This is a genomic window from Pseudomonas sp. SG20052 (assembly GCF_031766055.1).
GTDB lineage: Bacteria > Pseudomonadota > Gammaproteobacteria > Pseudomonadales > Pseudomonadaceae > Aquipseudomonas > Aquipseudomonas mandelii.
In genome coordinates this window covers 4,227,370-4,243,286 of record NZ_CP134498.1, presented here as the reverse complement: position 1 = coordinate 4,243,286, position 15,917 = coordinate 4,227,370, and the positions used below count along the sequence as shown (strand labels likewise).

Sequence of the window (15,917 nt, the reverse complement as noted above, 5' to 3'; positions counted from 1 at the left end):
TATGCGCGCCCTGACGCTCGACTTCCAGCCGCGCCGCCGCTCGGGCCCATTGGGCTGGAGCCTGCTGGCGGGCGGCGTGGTGCTGGTGGTGACCTGTTTTGTCGCCCAGCAGCACGTCGCCGAACAGACCTCGAAACAGCAAGGCCATCTGCAAAGCGCCCAGCGCGAACTCACCGGCGACACCGGCAGCAAAGTCACTTTGAGCCCGGCCGAAACCCGCGAGCAAGCACAGAACCTGGCAGAAATGCGCAAGGTCTCGCAGCAACTGCGCCGGCCCTGGGAACGTCTGTTCGCCATGCTCGAAGCGATGCCGCGCGACAACATCGCTTTGCTGACACTGACCCCGGATGCCCGCAAGGGTCAGGTGCGCATCAGCGCCGAAGCACGGGACCTGGAAGCGATGCTCGACTTCCACCGCCGTCTCGAAGCCAGCGACGAGCTCTCGGATGTGTCGCTGCTCAGCCACGAAATTGTCGTGAAATCGCCGGAACAACCGGTGCAATTCAACCTGTCGGCTAGCTGGGAGATCGGCGATGCGAATCCCTAGATTGATCGTCCACGAATACCTGCAAGGCCTGGGTATGCCCGGCCTGGCAGGCTTGGCGATGTTGCTGCTGGCGCTGGCCTGGGTCCTGGGTAGCCTGATGCCGGACTGGAATTCGTTGCAAACCCTCAGCCAGCAGACCCGCGAAGCCGGCGAGTACCTGGCCAAGGTTGAAGACGGCAGTGTTGCCGCCCCGGTGGTGCCGCAACGTCAGCTCGACGACTTTCGCAGCAAACTGCCGTCGCAGCCCCAGGCCACGGTGGCCATCGACAAGATCTACGCGCTGGCGGCCCAGGAACACATCACCCTGGCGCGCGGTGAATATTCATTGGGCATCGACCCCAAGACCCACTTGGCCCGTTATCAGATTCTGCTGCCGGTGCGGGGCAGCTACCCGCAACTGCGGCGCTTCCTGCACGCGTTGCTCGGCCAGTTGCCGGCCGTGGTGGTGGAGGACGTGGAGTTTCAGCGTAAAAAAATCGCCGACACCGACCTGACCGGGCGGATCCGCATGACCCTTTACCTGTCGAGGTCATGATGAATACCAAACGCGTAGTGGGCTGGGTGGCGTTCTTCGGCGTAGCCGCGGCGCTGACCTGGGGGCCTGATTACTTCATGCCTTCGGACGAAGGCGAGGCGTCGGTTGCGACCGCTGCTACGCCCGCCAAAAGCAAAATACGCGGCACGCTGCCGGCCGCTTCAGCCAGTGGCAAACCCGCGGTGATCAAGGACCTGAGCCCGTCCGGCGATCTGTTCGCCGCCCGCAGCTGGAAGGCTGCACCGATGCTGGCCAGCGTCACCGAACAACCCGTCAACCAGACCCCGGTGGTGCCAGTCCCCAGCGTACCGCCGATGCCTTTCCAGTTCGTCGGCAAGCTCAATGACCGTTCCGACCTGCAAGTGTTTTTGCAGAACGGCGAGAAAATATACGTCGTGCGCAAAGGGGATGTGATCGACGACACCTGGCGGATCGAGGGGATTTCCGATGTGGAACTCAGCTTTGTCTACCTGCCTCTGCATTTGTCCCAGACCTTGTCTGTGGGGAGCACGCAATGAACAGTTCCCGTTTGTTGATGAATCTTTGTATATGCGTAGGGCTGGCTGCGTGCAGTTCGGCGCAGGTCGCCAAGCAGGAAGCAACCGACCTGATGGAGTCGGGGCAGTACGAAGCCGGCCTGGCGCGTATTGAGGAAGGGCTGAAGGAAAACCCTCGGGATACCGAGCTGCACCTGGCGCTGACCAGCGGCCGTGCCCGTGCCGTGACGGCATTGTTGACCCAGGCCGACATGGATCGCGCCCAGCGTGATTTCGCTTCGGCCCGTCTGGAGTATGGCCGGGTGTTGACCATTGAACCCAACAACCGCCGCGCCCAGGATTCAATGCGCCAGCTAGAGCACATGCGCAGTCTTGATGACAAACTCGAACTGGCCCGGGGTGACCTGCGTCGCGGCGACATCTACGGCGCCGACCGTCAGGTGAAACAGATCCTCGAACTGGACCCCAAGAATGGCGGTGCCCTGGAGTTGCAAGACAATATTCGTCTGGTGCAAAGCCGCAACGTCATCCCTTATCCGCAACTGCGCACCCGTCTCGACCGGCCGGTGACCCTGGAATTTCGCGACGCCAACCTGAAAACCATCTTCGAAGTGCTGTCCCAGGTCGCCGGTTTGAACTTCATCTTCGACAAGGATCTGCGCCCCGACATGAAAGCCACCATCTTCGTGCGTGACGTGCGCATCGAAGACGCCGTGGAACTGCTGCTGCAACAGAACCAGCTGCATCAGAAAGTGGTGAACGAAAACACCTTGCTGATCTACCCGGACTCGCCGCAGAAGCTCAAGGATTATCAAGAGCTGGTGATGCGCACGTTCTACCTGACCAGCATCGATGCCAACACCGCGCTGAACATGATCAAGACCATGCTCAAGACCCGTGACGTGTTTGTCGATGAACGCCTCAACACCCTGACCATGCGCGACACCGAAGACGCCATACGCATGGCCGAAAAACTCTTGCAGTCGCAGGACCAGTCCAATCCTGAAGTGGTGCTGGAAGTGGAGGTGATGGAAGTCGCGACTCAGCGGATTCTCGACCTGGGACTGCAATGGCCGAACACCTTCGGCGTGGTCAACAGCGACGGCTCGGCCGTGACCCTGCTCGATCAACTCAAAGGCATCAACTCCAGCCGGATCACCATCTCGCCATCGCCTCAGGCCAAGATCAACGCCCAGGACAACGACATCAACACCCTGGCCAGCCCGGTGATTCGCGTGAGCAACCGTGAACAGGCGCGCATCCACATCGGTCAGCGTGTGCCCATCATCAGCGCCACCTCCGTGCCGTCGACCCAAGGTCCGGTGATCACTGAAAGCGTCACCTACCTGGACGTCGGTCTGAAGCTCGAAGTGCAGCCGACCATCCATCTGAACAATGAAGTGGCGATCAAGATCGCACTCGAAGTCAGTAACGCCACGCCACTGGAACCGACCCGCCAAGGCACGATTCCGGTTCAGGTCGACACCCGCAATGCCCAGACCACGCTGCGCTTGCATGACGGCGAAACCCAGATCCTTGCTGGCCTGGTGCGTAACGACCATGGCGCCACCGGCAACAAGATTCCGGGCCTGGGCGACATTCCCGGTCTTGGCCGGTTGTTCGGCAGTAACAAGGACACCGTCGGCAAATCGGAACTGGTGCTCTCTATCACCCCGCGCATCGTGCGCAACCTGCCGTACCAGAGCCCGTCGGACATGGAATTCCCCACCGGCACCGAAACCAGCATGCACATCCAGGCGCCTGACCGGCGGATGCAGGCGCCGATTCAGAATGAACACATCGATCGGCCGGTTGCGGTCAATTCCACCACTGTTGTCGTCGAGAAGCCTTGATCATGAACGCCTCGCAACGTGGTTTTACCTTGATCGAAGTCGTGGTGACGCTGGCCCTGATCGGCCTGCTGGCCGGCATGGCCGCGCCGCTGACCGAGACCGTGGTGCGCCGGGGCAAAGAGCAGGAATTGCGTGCGGCGCTGTACCAGATCCGCGACGCCATCGACGCCTACAAACGCGCCTTCGACGCCGGTTACATCGAGAAGTCGCTGAACAGCAGCGGCTATCCACCGAACCTGCAAGTGTTGGTGGAAGGTGTGCGTGATGTGCGCAGCGCCAAGGGTGCCAAGTTCTACTTTTTACGGCGCGTGCCCCATGACCCGCTGACGCCGGTCAAGCGTGACGATGAAGGTGGTTGGGGCTTGCGCTCTTACGACAGTACGGCTCAGAACCCGCGGGAGGGCGAAGACGTCTTTGACGTTTACTCCCATGCACGCGGCAAGGGTCTCAACGGCATAGCGTACAAGGAGTGGTGAATCATGCGTCGGGAAAAGGGTTTTACCCTGCTGGAGCTGATGGTGGTCATGGCAATCATCGCGACCCTGATGACCATCGCCTTGCCACGTTATTTCAACAGCCTCGAGGCCTCGAAAGAAACCACGCTGCGCCAGAGCCTGTCGGCCATGCGCGAAGCCCTGGATCACTACTACGGCGACACCGGGCGCTATCCCGATTCCCTGGAACAACTGGTGGAGCAGCGCTACTTGCGCAACCCGCCAATGGACCCGATTTCCGAACGCAAGGACCTCTGGGTGCTGGTCGCGCCGCCTGACGGCGTACCGGGCGGGGTCGCCGATATCAAAAGCGGAGCCACAGGGAGGGCGCGTGATGGCAGCCTTTATTCCGAGTGGTAAGCCCGCCGACGAGGCCGGGTTCACGTACCTGGGCGTGCTGTTTCTGATCATGCTGATGGGCATGGGCCTGGCCAGTGCCGGCGAGTTGTGGTCAACCGCCTCGCGCCGTGATCGCGAACGTCAGTTGCTGTGGGTCGGCACGCAATACGCCCAGGCGTTGCGCAGTTATTACCGCAGTTCTCCGGGGCTGGCGCAGTACCCGAAAGAACTTGAAGACCTGTTGCAGGACGAGCGTTTTCCAACGCCTAAACATCACATTCGCCAGCTCTACCCGGACCCGATCGGCGGCGGTGAATGGACGCTGATGCGTGGGTTCGACGGACGCATCACCGGCCTCAGCAGTCCTTCCACGGACCTGCCGCTGAAGCAGTCGGATTTTCCCAGCCAGTGGTCGGACTTCACCGGCATGGCGAGCTACAAGGACTGGCAGTTCGTGGCCGAGAAAGCCTTCCTCGATGGTGCTTCGGGGCCGGTGAAAACCCAGGCCGGATCGCCTCAGGCGGTGTCGCCATGAACCGCCACTGGCTGCCGGCCCTGATCCTCGCATGCGTGGCGACGTTCGCCAGCGCCGGCGAGGAGGACGAGATGCTGGGCTTTATCGTCGATGACACGATCTCGCACATCGGTCACGACTTTTACTACTCGTTCAGTGAACGCCTGCGTGCCACCAGCCCGATGGATTTCAACCTGGTGGTACGCGAACGACCTTCGGCACGCTGGGGCAGTCTGGTGACCGTGGAATATCAGCAGCGACTGGTTTATCGACGCTTCCTGCCGCCGAACACCGTGGAACTCAAGGACGAGGCCTATGACGCCGCCGACTGGGTTCGCGGACAGATTGTCCAGCGCAAGCTGGAAGCCTTGTTGCAGGACACTACGGACCTTGAGAGGGACGAATTATGAAAACGACAACGGTCTCACGGAACCTCGGGCTCTGGTTGATCGGGCTGGGCAGTTGCAGCCTGGTGCAGGCCACGGAGCTGGTTTACACGCCCATCAACCCTTCGTTCGGCGGCAACCCGTTGAATGGCACCTGGTTGCTGAACAACGCCCAGGCACAAAACGACTACGACGATCCTGACCTGAAAAACCGCACGTCTGTGGCCGGGACTTCGGCCCTCGAACGCTTCACCAGCCAGTTGCAGTCGCGGCTGCTGGGGCAGTTGCTGGACAACATCTCCACGGGCAACACCGGGAGCCTGTCCACCGACGCCTTTATCGTCAACGTCGTCGACGACTCCGGTGCACTGACCATTGAAGTGACCGACCGAGCGACCGGTGAAATTTCGGAAATCCAGGTGAATGGCCTCGCCCCTTGACGGGGATCTGGGCGATGGGGAGAGACGGACATGAAAAAAATAATAGCGCTGGGGCTGATGTTGGCGGCATTGCAAGGGTGCAGTTTGCGCGAGAACGTGGGTGCCGAGCAGGACACCGAATCACCGACCCTGACACCCCGGGCGTCGACCTATTACGACTTGATCAACATGCCACGACCCAAGGGCCGGTTGATGGCGGTGGTGTACGGCTTCCGGGACCAGACCGGGCAGTACAAACCGACCCCGGCCAGTTCGTTTTCGACCAGCGTGACCCAGGGCGCGGCGAGCATGTTGATGGATGCGTTGCAGGCCAGCGGCTGGTTTGTGGTGCTGGAACGTGAAGGGCTGCAAAACCTGCTGACCGAGCGCAAGATCATCCGCGCCTCGCAGAAGAAGCCCAATACGCCGGTGAACATTCAGGGCGAGCTGCCACCGCTGCAAGCGGCGAACATGATGCTCGAAGGCGGCATCATCGCCTACGACACCAATGTGCGCAGTGGCGGGGAAGGGGCGCGCTACCTGGGGATCGATATTTCCCGGGAGTATCGGATAGATCAGGTCACGGTCAACCTGCGGGCGGTGGATGTACGCAGTGGGCAGGTGCTGGCGAATGTGATGACCAGCAAGACGATTTATTCCGTGGGCCGCAGTGCCGGGGTGTTCAAGTTTATCGAGTTCAAGAAGTTGCTTGAGGCTGAGGTCGGGTACACCACGAACGAGCCGGCGCAGTTGTGTGTGTTGTCGGCGATCGAGGCGGCTGTCGGGCACCTGTTGGCCCAAGGGATCGAACGGCGTTTGTGGCAGGTGGCGGGGGATAATTCTTCACCTGACAACAATGCGACGCTGGATCGTTACCTGACCCAGAACAAGGTTGTGCCTGAGGGTGAGGAAGAGTGAACCTAGGCGGCCTTCGGGCCGACCTGGTTCTTGTTGACTGAGTACATATCCATTTCTGCGGTAACGGCTGCTTATGGTTTCGCTCTTACAGCGACTCACTTTTCCAAACGCCGAAAAGTAAGCAAAAGGCTTCGCCCCAGCGTCCGGCCCCTCGCCTAGGCTCGGCGTTCCCTCGCTCCGGCATTCATCTGGGGGCATCGCCTCCGGTCGGCTTCGCTTCGACCTCCTCTCGATGTGTGCGGCTTCGCCGCACGGCGCTACGCGCCCACCCCCAGATGAACGCCTCCACTCGGCCTCCCGAAGGGGCGGGCAGATCAAGATCAAAAGCAGGCGAGCTAACGCTCGGCCTAATGAGTGGTGAAAAGCGAAGCGTGTACACCGAACCCCTTGTAGGCGCGAGGCTTGCCCGCGAAGGCGGCCTGACAGCCGACCAATCTCTTGCAGGTACCCACATTCCACTGTAGGAGCGAGGCTTGCCCGCGAAGGCGGCCTGACAGCCGACCATTCTCTTGCAGGTACCCACATTCCACTGTAGGAGTGAGCCTGCTCGCGATGGCGGCCTGACAGCCGACCAATCTCTTGCAGGTACCCACATTCCACTGTAGGAGTGAGCCTGCTCGCGATGGCAGCCTGACAGCCGACCAATCTCTTGCAGGTACACCCATTCCACTGTAGGAGCGAGGCTTGCCCGCGAAGGCGGTCTGACAGCCGAACAATCACTTGCAGATGTAGGTCATTCCCTGTGGGAGCGAGCCTGCTCGCGATGGGGGTGTGTCATTCAACGTTGATGTCGGCTGACCCAATGCCATCGCGAGCAGGCTCACTCCTACAGGGAATGTGTGCTGATTTGAGGGGTGTGTTTAATTGTGTTTAGCGTTACTTCCTGAAAGCTACAGTTCCTTGCGCCGTTGCCTACGACTGCGCCAGAATCCGCCGGCTTGTGCGCTTTGTGCCTGGTCTTTATCGTTTCCGCATCGCTGCCAATCAGCGGTCGGGTTTAGCGACTCGGACCATTCAAAGTGCATCAATGCTCCAGACTTTCTAGCAGGCTTTTACGTCTGCAATTTCGTCATGGTGACTGTGTGCGGGAGACCTTCGGGTCTACCGGGTGCCTTTGACCGGTTCGCTAACCTGCATACAGTCGCCACCCTTATTTGTTTAGCGACGGGTTTTGGTGGCGCCAATTTTCAAAGGAGTTTCACCATGTTCAAAGCCACACCCAACCCCCCGCACTCCGACGACGTTTCCCCCTACGATCCCCTCGACCCAAAAAACTCAACGAAGCCGCCGACCGTGCGCTGGATCACTATCTCAATCCGCTGAAAGGCGCGATCCCGCCACGCAAGCCCAGCACCATTTACCTCATCGCCCCGGATATCGACACCGAAACCCTGTTGGTCAACGCTTGCGAATCCCTGGCTTCAGCCAGTGTCATGGCCAGCGACTTCGCGGGGTTTCTCGAAGGCCCGCAACGCAACACGATGCTGGCCCTTCAGCAAATCATCATGCTGGGCGAACTGGCGGTGAATCGGGCGCTGGATAACGTCGTTCCGCAGGCGTAAACGCTGAGTCTGGAGCGGGAGGGTTTCTGTGGCGAGGGAGCTTGCTCCCGCTCGGCGGCGAAGCCGTCGTAAAACCAGTGAATGCGGTGTGTCAATGGAGATGCGTTTGCCGGGTTTAGGTCTGCTGCGCAGTCCAGCGGGAGCAAGCTCCCTCGCCACAGTATGAGTTCATCAAGTGGGCCGCGAATCGTTCGAAAGCGGCTTGTCAGGCATCCAATTCGCCGCAGCCTCACACAAAAAAACCGCGACCCACCCCCGAGGGCCGCGGTTTTTTATGCCTTGCGATTACTGCTGCAACACAGTCGCCCGGTTGTCACTGCCCAACTGCTGAACCGTCGCCATTTTGGGTCATGCCGCTCTGATCAACACTGGCCGTGTTGCCGGTGCCGTTGGTGGTGCCCTGGGCCAGGTTGGTGGTGCCGCGTTGATTGGCGATCAAGAATATGTGACAGATTTATTTGTACTTGGACTGCTTCACTTCGACTTAAAGGCGATGTCTTTGTATTTTTCAAGCCTGAGTTCGGCTCGCAGTTTCGGATCGCATAGTTCTTTTAAACACAGGCGTCCGTCCGCTCCCTTGACTCCCCTAAACCAGGCCCGTGTATTTGGCCCAACCACACATTGCAAACATCCAGGCAACGCAGAACAAATTGATGTGGCCAGGAATTACAATCCAAGGACGCAGGTGTGCAGGAAACGTGCTCACTTCTTCAATTGCGACGGGATCTAAACGGCGCTGATATTTGAATACCAATAGGGAATAGACCATTCCCATACTTCCTAGCCGGCTCAAGAAGCTATCGAACGGTTCAAATCGGTATTGCTTGACCAGATTCGATTTCACAAAGTGCGCCTGGCATTCTTCTGCTTTGACGTAGGCTGCGTATACCGATACCGCTGTGTTCACCAACATCACTGCCGCCCAAAGTAAACAAGACGCCAAAAATGCCCAATCATGCTGACTCATGGAGCGGTAACCTGATAAAGCATTTCGCCGGCAACTTCACCGAGAACGGCCCCCCCGTCTGCGGTACCGGCGATCACGGCCCCACTCACCATCAACATACAAACGAGTCCACCTAACCCTGCCGTTCCAGCGCCGATCGCAGCACAGGTTGCAGGGGCAACCAGAGGGGCCAGTCGGCCAGCCGCTATGCCTCCCAAAACATTGCCAGACAATTTCGAGCCCTCCACAAACTTCACCTGACGACACTCCTCTTCACGCCCACTGCGGCAAGCCTCGCTAATTTTCATTGCCGCTGAACCTGCTCCCAGAGCAATCGCCACGTAACCACCTGTCTTCATATATTTAACGGCTTGAGAAACTGCTGAGATGTTCGTTGCGTATCCTGGTAACTGAGTTGGAGAACCTGCTTTGTTCCAATGATGAATAGTTTTACGAGACGAAAGTCCCAACGCTTTTTTGAGCTTGGGATGATCGGCGAGTCCGAGTCCCTTGCGCACCAAAGGCCCGAATCCGGCGTCCAGTTTCGCCATCAGGCGTTTGCGACGAGCAAAAAATTCTGGTGAATGAAGATGACGATGTTGTTGGTACTGCTCTTGATGTAGGCGTTCCAATTCTTTGAGAGTGTCTCCGAGGTCTTCCAAGTGACGACTGATCATAAACGATGCCACGCCTAGTCCACCGGAAGTGATACCTAGAAACGGTTCTATGACCTCATGGTGCTCAACCAAGAACGAAGCCTCTTCATCACTCAGATCCTTCAGCGCGTCGTTGACCTTCTGTGCCGCGATCATCATCTGCGCCTCTTCACGCCGACACATGTAATGCCGTGAGTCACTGAAGATCACAATTTGCCCCGGCTTCACGTGCTCACCCAGATGGCGGTTGAGCGAACGGAATTCGCGACGTAACGCATCGCTGGGCGGGTTCTCGTACAGCGAGCGTTCCAGTGATTCAAGACTCATGGGCTTCTCAATAATGTGAAACCCCGACTCCGCCGGTTTGGGCTGCGTGAAGGCGTGATCTTCGACCAGATGTTGCGCCGGGGGTGGTTCGGGTTGGGTCTTGAACCCATTCCATGAGCCGCCCCCGTTATCCGGATTGACGCGAGGCGTGACAACTGCCCAATCGCCGCTGCTCACGGCGTTGATCAGTTTCTGCTGGTGGGCGGCTTGCATGTAGTTGGAGCGGTTGGCGCCAACGGCATTCAGCAGGTCGTCGAAGCCTTGCACGTCGTACGGGTAGTTGAGGGCTTGGCGAAGAGCGTCGGCAGCTTGATGTCTATCGAGTACCTGGCCGCGCTCGCCGCCGAGTTGGTGTTGGGGGATGAGTTTTGTCACGCGTTTTGCCCGGTCCTTGGAAATGGGGCACTTTGGCGATGGGGCTTGTGGGTGGATGCCGGCGGATTCGGTTTGGCTTGTAGGGGAAGTCCGAATTTTTCGCGGTGTTTGGGGGAGGGTGGTTTATCTGCCCTGCGATGGCGGCCTAACAGCCGACCATTTTCTTTCAGGCATGCACCAAACCTTGTGGGAGCGAGCCTGCTCGCGATGGGGGTGTGTCATTCAACGTTGATGTCGGCTGATCCAATGCCATCGCGAGCAGGCTCACTCCTACAGGGAATGTGTGCTGATTTGAGGGGTGTGTTTAATTGTGTTTAGCGTTACTTCCTGAAAGCTACAGTTCCTTGCGCCGTTGCCTACGACTGCGCCAGAATCCGCCGGCTTGTGCGCTTTGTGCCTGGTCTTTATCGTTTCCGGGTCGCTGAATTCAGCGGCCGGGTTTAGCGACCTGAACAGGTATAAGCGCAACAACGCTCCATCTTTATTGCAGGCGGATGTCTGCAGTTTCGATATGGTGGCTGTGCGCGGGAGACCCTCGGGTCTGCCGGGTCTTATACCTCTCGGTTCGCTAACCTGCGTACAGCCGCCACCCTTACTTGTTTAGCGACAGGTGCCGGTGGTTCCAACAGGTATAAATGGAGTTTCACCATGTTCAAAGCCACACCCAACCCCCCGCACTCCGACGACGTTTCCCCCTACGATCCCCTCGACCCCAAAAAGCTCAACGAAGCCGCCGACCGTGCGCTGGATCACTATCTCAATCCGCTGAAAAGCGCGATCCCGCCACGCAAGCCCAGCACCATTTACCTCATCGCCCCGGATATCGACACCGAAACCCTGTTGGTCAACGCTTGCGAATCCCTGGCTTCAGCCAGTGTCATGGCCAGCGACTTCGCCGGGTTTCTCGAAGGCCCGCAACGCAACACGATGCTGGCCCTTCAGCAAATCATTATGCTGGGCGAGCTGGCGGTGAATCGGGCGCTGGATAACGTCGTTCCGCAGGCGTAAACACTGAGTCTGGAGCGGGAGGGTTTCTGTGGCGAGGGAGCTTGCTCCCGCTCGGCGGCGAAGCCGTCGTAAAACCAGTGAATGCGGTGTGTCAATGGAGATGCGTTTGCGGTCTGCTGCGCAGCCCAGCGGGAGCAAGCTCCCTCGCCACAGTATGAGTTCATCAAGTGGGCCGCGAATCGTTCGAAAGCGGCTTGTCAGGCATCCAATTCGCCGCAGCCTCACACAAAAAAACCGCGACCCACCCCCGAGGGCCACGGTTTTTTATGCCTTGCGATTACTGCTGCAACACAGTCGCCCGGTTGTCACTGCCCAACTGCTGAACCGTCGCCATTTGGGTCACGCCGCTCTGATCGACACTGGCCATGTTCCCGGTACCGCCCTGGGTCACGTAGGCGACGTTCATGGTGTCAGCCTGTTTGATGCTGATCATGTTGTCGCTGCCATACAGCTGCGTGGTGAATGCCTGGTTGCCCGTGCCGGACTGGTCGAACTCGGTGGTGTTGCCGGTGCCGTTGGTGGTGCCCTGGGCCAGGTTGGTGGTGCCGCGCTGGTCGGCGATCAGGATGTTGTCGCTGCCGTTCTGGTCGAAGTACAGCTCGTTATAGGAGTCGGCCTGGCTGATGGTGGTTTTGTTGCCAGTGCCGGTCTGGTTGGTGGTCATGATGTGGCCGACGCCATCCTGGTTGAAGCTGGCGATGTTGCCATTGCCTGCCTGGGTGACGGTCGCACGCTGGTTGCTGCCGAATTGGCCGCCCAGTTGCGGGCCTTTCCAGTTGCTGGCGTAGACCTTGTTTTCAGTGCCCACGGAGGTGGCGTTCAGCACATGGCTGTCGCCGCTCTGGTAGGTGAAGTGCACGTTGCCGGTGCCTTGCTGGTACAGCGCGAGCACCGAGCCGACGGAGTCGAACTGGTCGGCGTAGATGGCGTTGACGTCGCCAACTTGCAGGACCTGGGCGTTGTTGTTTTGGCCGAAGCTTTGGTCGACCACGGTTTCGTTGGTCTGTCCGTACTGGTTGACGGTGGCTTGACTATTAGCGGTTTGCCCGCCTTGCCAGACTTCACTGCCGTTGAAGTCGCCGAACTGGTTGATCGTGATGACGCCGCCGTTGCCGTCGCGTTGGTCGCCATAGGCATAGTTGCCTTCGCCGGCCTGGTTGATGCCGATCTCGCCGCCCATGTGCGCGATCTGCTCAGTGGTGCCGTAGTTGGCGGTGCCGTACTGGATGATCGTCGCGTTGTTGGCGATGCCCAGTTGAATCTGCTCGATATTGGCCTCGTTGGCGTCACCGAACTGGAAGGTCTGGCCTTTGGTGGCTTCCTGGCTGTCCTGATAGAGGAACGAGAAATTGCCGCTGCCCGTCTGTTGTTGCAGCGCCTGGTTTTCGCCCATGCCGATCGATTGACTGGCATGGCTGATGTTGAGACTGCCGACCTGTTGCTGGACGATGGTGCTGCCGTTCTCGAACAGTTGCTCAGCGTAACCGGCGTTGAAGTCGCCGGCCTGATCCTGGGTGATGGTGCCGGTGGCGGTGTCTTGCACCGCCATGGCATCGTTACCCTCGCCGAGTTGCTGTTGGGCTGCGGTACTGAACGGGGCCGCGGTCTGTTTCACTTCGGCAATGTTGGCGGTGCCGACCTGGGACTGGTTGGAAACGCTGTCGTCGGCCATTGCCTGGGCACTGACAATGACCAGGATGGCAGCGGTGAGGGGCGTCAGTTTGAACATGATGAAACCTCCAAGTGGTGCAGTGCTTTAGCGATATTGTTTGACCGAAACGCTCATGCCATTTCCCGACTGGGTCACGGCGCTTGAAAGTCCCGTACCGGCCTGGTCGATGCTGGCGTCGTTGTTATTGCCGTTCTGCGAAATCTGCGCGCGGTTGTGGCTGCCGTTTTGCGTGATTGAGGCGGCGTTGCCGGAACCTTGCTGGGTAATCAATGCCATGAGGTCGCTGCCTTGTTGCAGGATCCAGGCTTCCTGGTTACTGCCCGACTGGACGATGGTGCCGAGCAACGACTGGCCGTTCTGTTGCACCAGCGCCACGTTGGCCTGGCCGTTCTGGTCGATCAGCGCGTGCTGGCCAACCGGTGGAGGCAACTCGCCGAGGTCGGCGGAGGGTGCCAGGTCGTCGTTCTCCATCAAATCGTCGGCACGCGCGCCTGCACTGCTGCAAAGCAGAAGCAGGCAGAGCAGGGCGGCGGTCGGCGTTTTCATGGCGCTGTCCTGTGGGAAGAGGCCGGCCCCACCCACCGAATCGGCGGGTGGGGCGAGGGCTCAGTTGGAGATGACCGTCACGGTACGCACGGTGCCTTGGGACGAGGTGATCGTGGCTGTCGGGTTCGCCGACGGAATCACCGTGGTGCTGTTGCTCACCGTCAACCGCCAGCGACCGGTCACCGGCACCGTGGTGGTGCCCAGAGTTGCCAGCCCTGTCGGGGTGCTGACCTTGACGGTGATGACGTTGCCGGTAATCACCGATGAGGTACCTGCAAAGTCCCAGGTGAAGCGGTTGTTGGAGCGCGCCGACACCGTGGCCGTGGTGACCGTGAAGGTTTCCGCAGCAGGCCGTGGCGAGACTTGCACCGTGACGGTAGCGGGAGCCGACAGGGCGCCGAAGCTGTCCCGGGCGACGTAGGTGAAGGTTGTGGTGAAGGCCGTGGTGACCGTCGCTGGTGGGGTGTAGGTGATGATGGTGCCGTCGGTGCTGACGCTGCCGCGATTGAGTGCCGGCTGGGTCAGGCTGGCGACGGCGAGCGGCACGTTGCCTTCCGGATCGGTGTCGTTGGCCAGCACGTTGATCGGTATCGCCACGCCGAGGGTCGCGATGCTGTCGGCGACGGCCACCGGAGACTGGTTCGGCGCCACGGTGATGGTCACGGTCGCCGGAGCGGTCGAGGCCAGGCCTTTGACGTCTTGAGCCTTGTAGGTGAAGGTCGCTGTCAGCGGTGCATTGACCACGGCTGGCGGGGTGTAGACCACCGAAGTCGTGCCGCTCAATGCCACGGTGCCTTGCCCGGCAGCCGGTGGGGTCAGCGCGGTAATGCTCAGCGGCGTGTTGCCATCGGGATCACTGTCGTTGGCCAGCAGGTTGAGGGTCAGCGGCACGCCGAAGCTGGTGCTGCCAGTGTCGGCGACTGAGAGCGGCGCCTGGTTCTCACCGGTATCCGGAGCCGTCCCGACCACCACGACAGGTTCGGTGTCACTGCCGCCAGCAGCGGATTTGACGGTGACGGTAGCCGGTGGCTGAGTCAGGTCTGCGATGGTCAGTCGTTGCAGGGTGCCGGATTTCGACAGGCGTCCGTAACCTTGCGCAACCATGTCCGGCACGGCCACTTCATCCGTGGAGGTGGCCTCGATCAGCAGGCTGTGATCGCTCCAGTTGTAGCGAGCGGTCTGGATTTTCACCAGGTCAGTGACCTTGCTCGATACCGCCGTCGGCCGGGTGGTGCCGGCCGGGTTGGTGGCGGTGACGACCACCACCGGAGGCACGGTGGTACCCGTCAGGCGCTGGCCGAAGAACTGGCCATTGTTGTCGCCGAGCATGGTGGTCAGGCATGGAGACTGCGGTGGTCCAACCACCAGAGCCACGGTTTCGCGGAAGCACAGGCTCGAACCGTTGGTCGATTTGCCAAACACTTCTACTCGGGTACTGCTGCCCGAGCCTGACGAGGTGCGGCGGTAAGTGGCGCGGCCGATTTCCACTGGGGTTTGCGCCCGGTTATCGAGGACTTTGCCAGACACGGTGAAGAGGGTGGTCTGGATGGTCCCGGCAGGCCCCTGCACACGCAGGAAGTTGTTGTTGAACGGGCTGCCGGTGACCGCTTCGGTGAGGTTGGGATCGCCGACGAACGTCTCGATGGAACCGGTGTCCGGGTTCACTTCGGTGTACGGACCGTTGACGCTGCGCAGGAATGGCCCGACCTCCCCGTTGAGGGCACCCGAGAAGTTACCCGGTGCGCCGATGCCGATGTCGCGGGTGATGTTGATCGCCCGACGGCCCGGTGTGGTGACGTTGACCGTTTCCACGCCATACGGGTGGGTGATGGTGTAAGTCCCGGCGATAGGCACGTTCACCCGCAGACGAATCCGCGCGAAGCTTGCCTGATCGCCATCGACAGGGTTTTCCGCAGCGAAGGCCGCTTCGATCCCGGCCACGTAGGCGTCGACGCCATAGCCACCGACATCGGCGATAGTGGTTTCGGCAAGGAACCAGAACGTTTCCGGTGGCCAGTTATCCGGAAACACCATCGGCAGGGTGTCGTCGAAAACCCCGGGTTCCGGATTCAAGATGCACATGTAGGAAGGCGCACCCGGTGCGCCAGGCGACCGCGAGCTGGTTGCCCGCGACTGGCACAGTTCCAGCGACAGTAGATTGTTGTCCTGATACCACATCGGGAATTTCCCGGTGGCGAAGGTATAAGGGCCGGGGTCGACGGCATTGAGCTGCGCGAAAGCGCTGCCGGACAGCGATAGAGTCAGTCCCAGGGCGTTGAGCGCCAGGCGTGGCAATTTGTTCATGATGCCTCCTGATGAGGAT

The 15,917-nt window shown here is 60.0% G+C and carries 16 protein-coding genes and 2 pseudogenes; 12 read left to right on the top strand and 6 right to left on the bottom strand.

Annotated features, from left to right (window positions below; genetic code table 11):
- Window position 1: 1 nt before the first annotated feature.
- The 11 genes and pseudogenes from RHP74_RS19480 to RHP74_RS19430 all read left to right on the top strand — a co-directional run bounded on the left by RHP74_RS19480 (window position 2) and on the right by RHP74_RS19430 (window position 8,064).
- A complete protein-coding gene (locus RHP74_RS19480) occupies window positions 2-547 on the top strand; it encodes a PilN domain-containing protein (protein WP_311096134.1) in 546 nt (181 codons plus the stop codon).
- Window positions 534-1,082 (top strand): GspMb/PilO family protein, encoded by a 549-nt coding sequence (locus RHP74_RS19475; RefSeq protein ID WP_311096133.1) that lies wholly within the window; start codon window positions 534-536, stop codon window positions 1,080-1,082. The genes RHP74_RS19480 and RHP74_RS19475 overlap by 14 nt, the downstream gene beginning before the upstream one ends.
- A complete protein-coding gene (locus RHP74_RS19470) occupies window positions 1,082-1,600 on the top strand; it encodes a hypothetical protein (protein ID WP_010455686.1) in 519 nt (172 codons plus the stop codon). Before RHP74_RS19475 ends, RHP74_RS19470 begins: the two co-directional genes overlap by 1 nt.
- The gene (locus tag RHP74_RS19465; protein WP_010455685.1) at window positions 1,597-3,432 is read left to right on the top strand and encodes a type II secretion system protein GspD; all 1,836 of its coding nucleotides are present in this window, start codon (window positions 1,597-1,599) and stop codon (window positions 3,430-3,432) included. The genes RHP74_RS19470 and RHP74_RS19465 overlap by 4 nt, the downstream gene beginning before the upstream one ends.
- Window positions 3,433-3,434: 2 nt before the next feature.
- Window positions 3,435-3,908: a type II secretion system protein gene (locus tag RHP74_RS19460; RefSeq protein WP_042932743.1), complete on the top strand. Its 474-nt coding sequence runs from the start codon at window positions 3,435-3,437 to the stop codon at window positions 3,906-3,908.
- A 3-nt stretch (window positions 3,909-3,911) separates the two neighbouring features.
- On the top strand, window positions 3,912-4,286 hold the full coding sequence (locus RHP74_RS19455) for a type II secretion system protein (protein WP_042932745.1): 375 nt from the start codon (window positions 3,912-3,914) through the stop codon (window positions 4,284-4,286).
- A complete protein-coding gene (locus tag RHP74_RS19450; protein WP_010455681.1) occupies window positions 4,261-4,800 on the top strand; it encodes a type II secretion system protein in 540 nt (179 codons plus the stop codon). The genes RHP74_RS19455 and RHP74_RS19450 overlap by 26 nt, the downstream gene beginning before the upstream one ends.
- The gene (csgE, locus tag RHP74_RS19445; RefSeq protein ID WP_077750410.1) at window positions 4,797-5,189 is read left to right on the top strand and encodes a curli production assembly/transport protein CsgE; all 393 of its coding nucleotides are present in this window, start codon (window positions 4,797-4,799) and stop codon (window positions 5,187-5,189) included. The genes RHP74_RS19450 and csgE overlap by 4 nt, the downstream gene beginning before the upstream one ends.
- On the top strand, window positions 5,186-5,605 hold the full coding sequence (locus RHP74_RS19440) for a curli assembly protein CsgF (RefSeq protein ID WP_010455676.1): 420 nt from the start codon (window positions 5,186-5,188) through the stop codon (window positions 5,603-5,605). Before csgE ends, RHP74_RS19440 begins: the two co-directional genes overlap by 4 nt.
- A gap of 30 nt (window positions 5,606-5,635) precedes the next feature.
- Entirely contained in the window at window positions 5,636-6,502 is an 867-nt protein-coding gene (locus tag RHP74_RS19435; RefSeq protein WP_010455674.1) for a CsgG/HfaB family protein, read from the top strand.
- Window positions 6,503-7,705: 1,203 nt separating this feature from the next.
- Window positions 7,706-8,064: pseudogene (locus RHP74_RS19430) on the top strand (DUF6124 family protein).
- Window positions 8,065-8,349: 285 nt separating this feature from the next.
- On the opposite strand, the pseudogene RHP74_RS19425 reads toward RHP74_RS19430, so the two are convergent.
- From RHP74_RS19425 to RHP74_RS19415, 3 genes and pseudogenes are all read right to left on the bottom strand, one after another.
- Window positions 8,350-8,503, bottom strand: a pseudogene (locus RHP74_RS19425) (curlin); the annotation flags it as partial.
- Between the two features lie 147 nt (window positions 8,504-8,650).
- Window positions 8,651-9,031, bottom strand: coding sequence for a hypothetical protein (locus RHP74_RS19420; protein WP_154501219.1), 381 nt, complete (start codon window positions 9,029-9,031; stop codon window positions 8,651-8,653).
- Complete coding sequence (locus RHP74_RS19415) at window positions 9,028-10,368, bottom strand: hypothetical protein (RefSeq protein WP_311096129.1); 1,341 nt, start codon at window positions 10,366-10,368, stop codon at window positions 9,028-9,030. Before RHP74_RS19415 ends, RHP74_RS19420 begins: the two co-directional genes overlap by 4 nt.
- 648 nt (window positions 10,369-11,016) lie before the next feature.
- Here RHP74_RS19415 and RHP74_RS19410 point away from each other — a divergent pair.
- On the top strand, window positions 11,017-11,376 hold the full coding sequence (locus RHP74_RS19410) for a DUF6124 family protein (protein WP_010455672.1): 360 nt from the start codon (window positions 11,017-11,019) through the stop codon (window positions 11,374-11,376).
- 277 nt (window positions 11,377-11,653) lie between these two features.
- Here RHP74_RS19410 and RHP74_RS19405 read toward each other — a convergent pair whose 3' ends face one another.
- The 3 genes from RHP74_RS19405 to RHP74_RS19395 are packed head-to-tail and all read right to left on the bottom strand — an operon-like array spanning window position 11,654 to window position 15,898.
- Window positions 11,654-13,105 carry a curlin gene (locus RHP74_RS19405; RefSeq protein WP_311096128.1) on the bottom strand — a complete coding sequence of 484 codons (1,452 nt, stop codon included), beginning with the start codon at window positions 13,103-13,105 and terminating at the stop codon, window positions 11,654-11,656.
- Window positions 13,106-13,132: 27 nt separating this feature from the next.
- Complete coding sequence (locus tag RHP74_RS19400) at window positions 13,133-13,594, bottom strand: curlin (protein WP_077750527.1); 462 nt, start codon at window positions 13,592-13,594, stop codon at window positions 13,133-13,135.
- A gap of 60 nt (window positions 13,595-13,654) precedes the next feature.
- On the bottom strand, window positions 13,655-15,898 hold the full coding sequence (locus RHP74_RS19395) for an Ig-like domain-containing protein (RefSeq protein ID WP_311096127.1): 2,244 nt from the start codon (window positions 15,896-15,898) through the stop codon (window positions 13,655-13,657).
- Window positions 15,899-15,917: the final 19 nt, after the last annotated feature.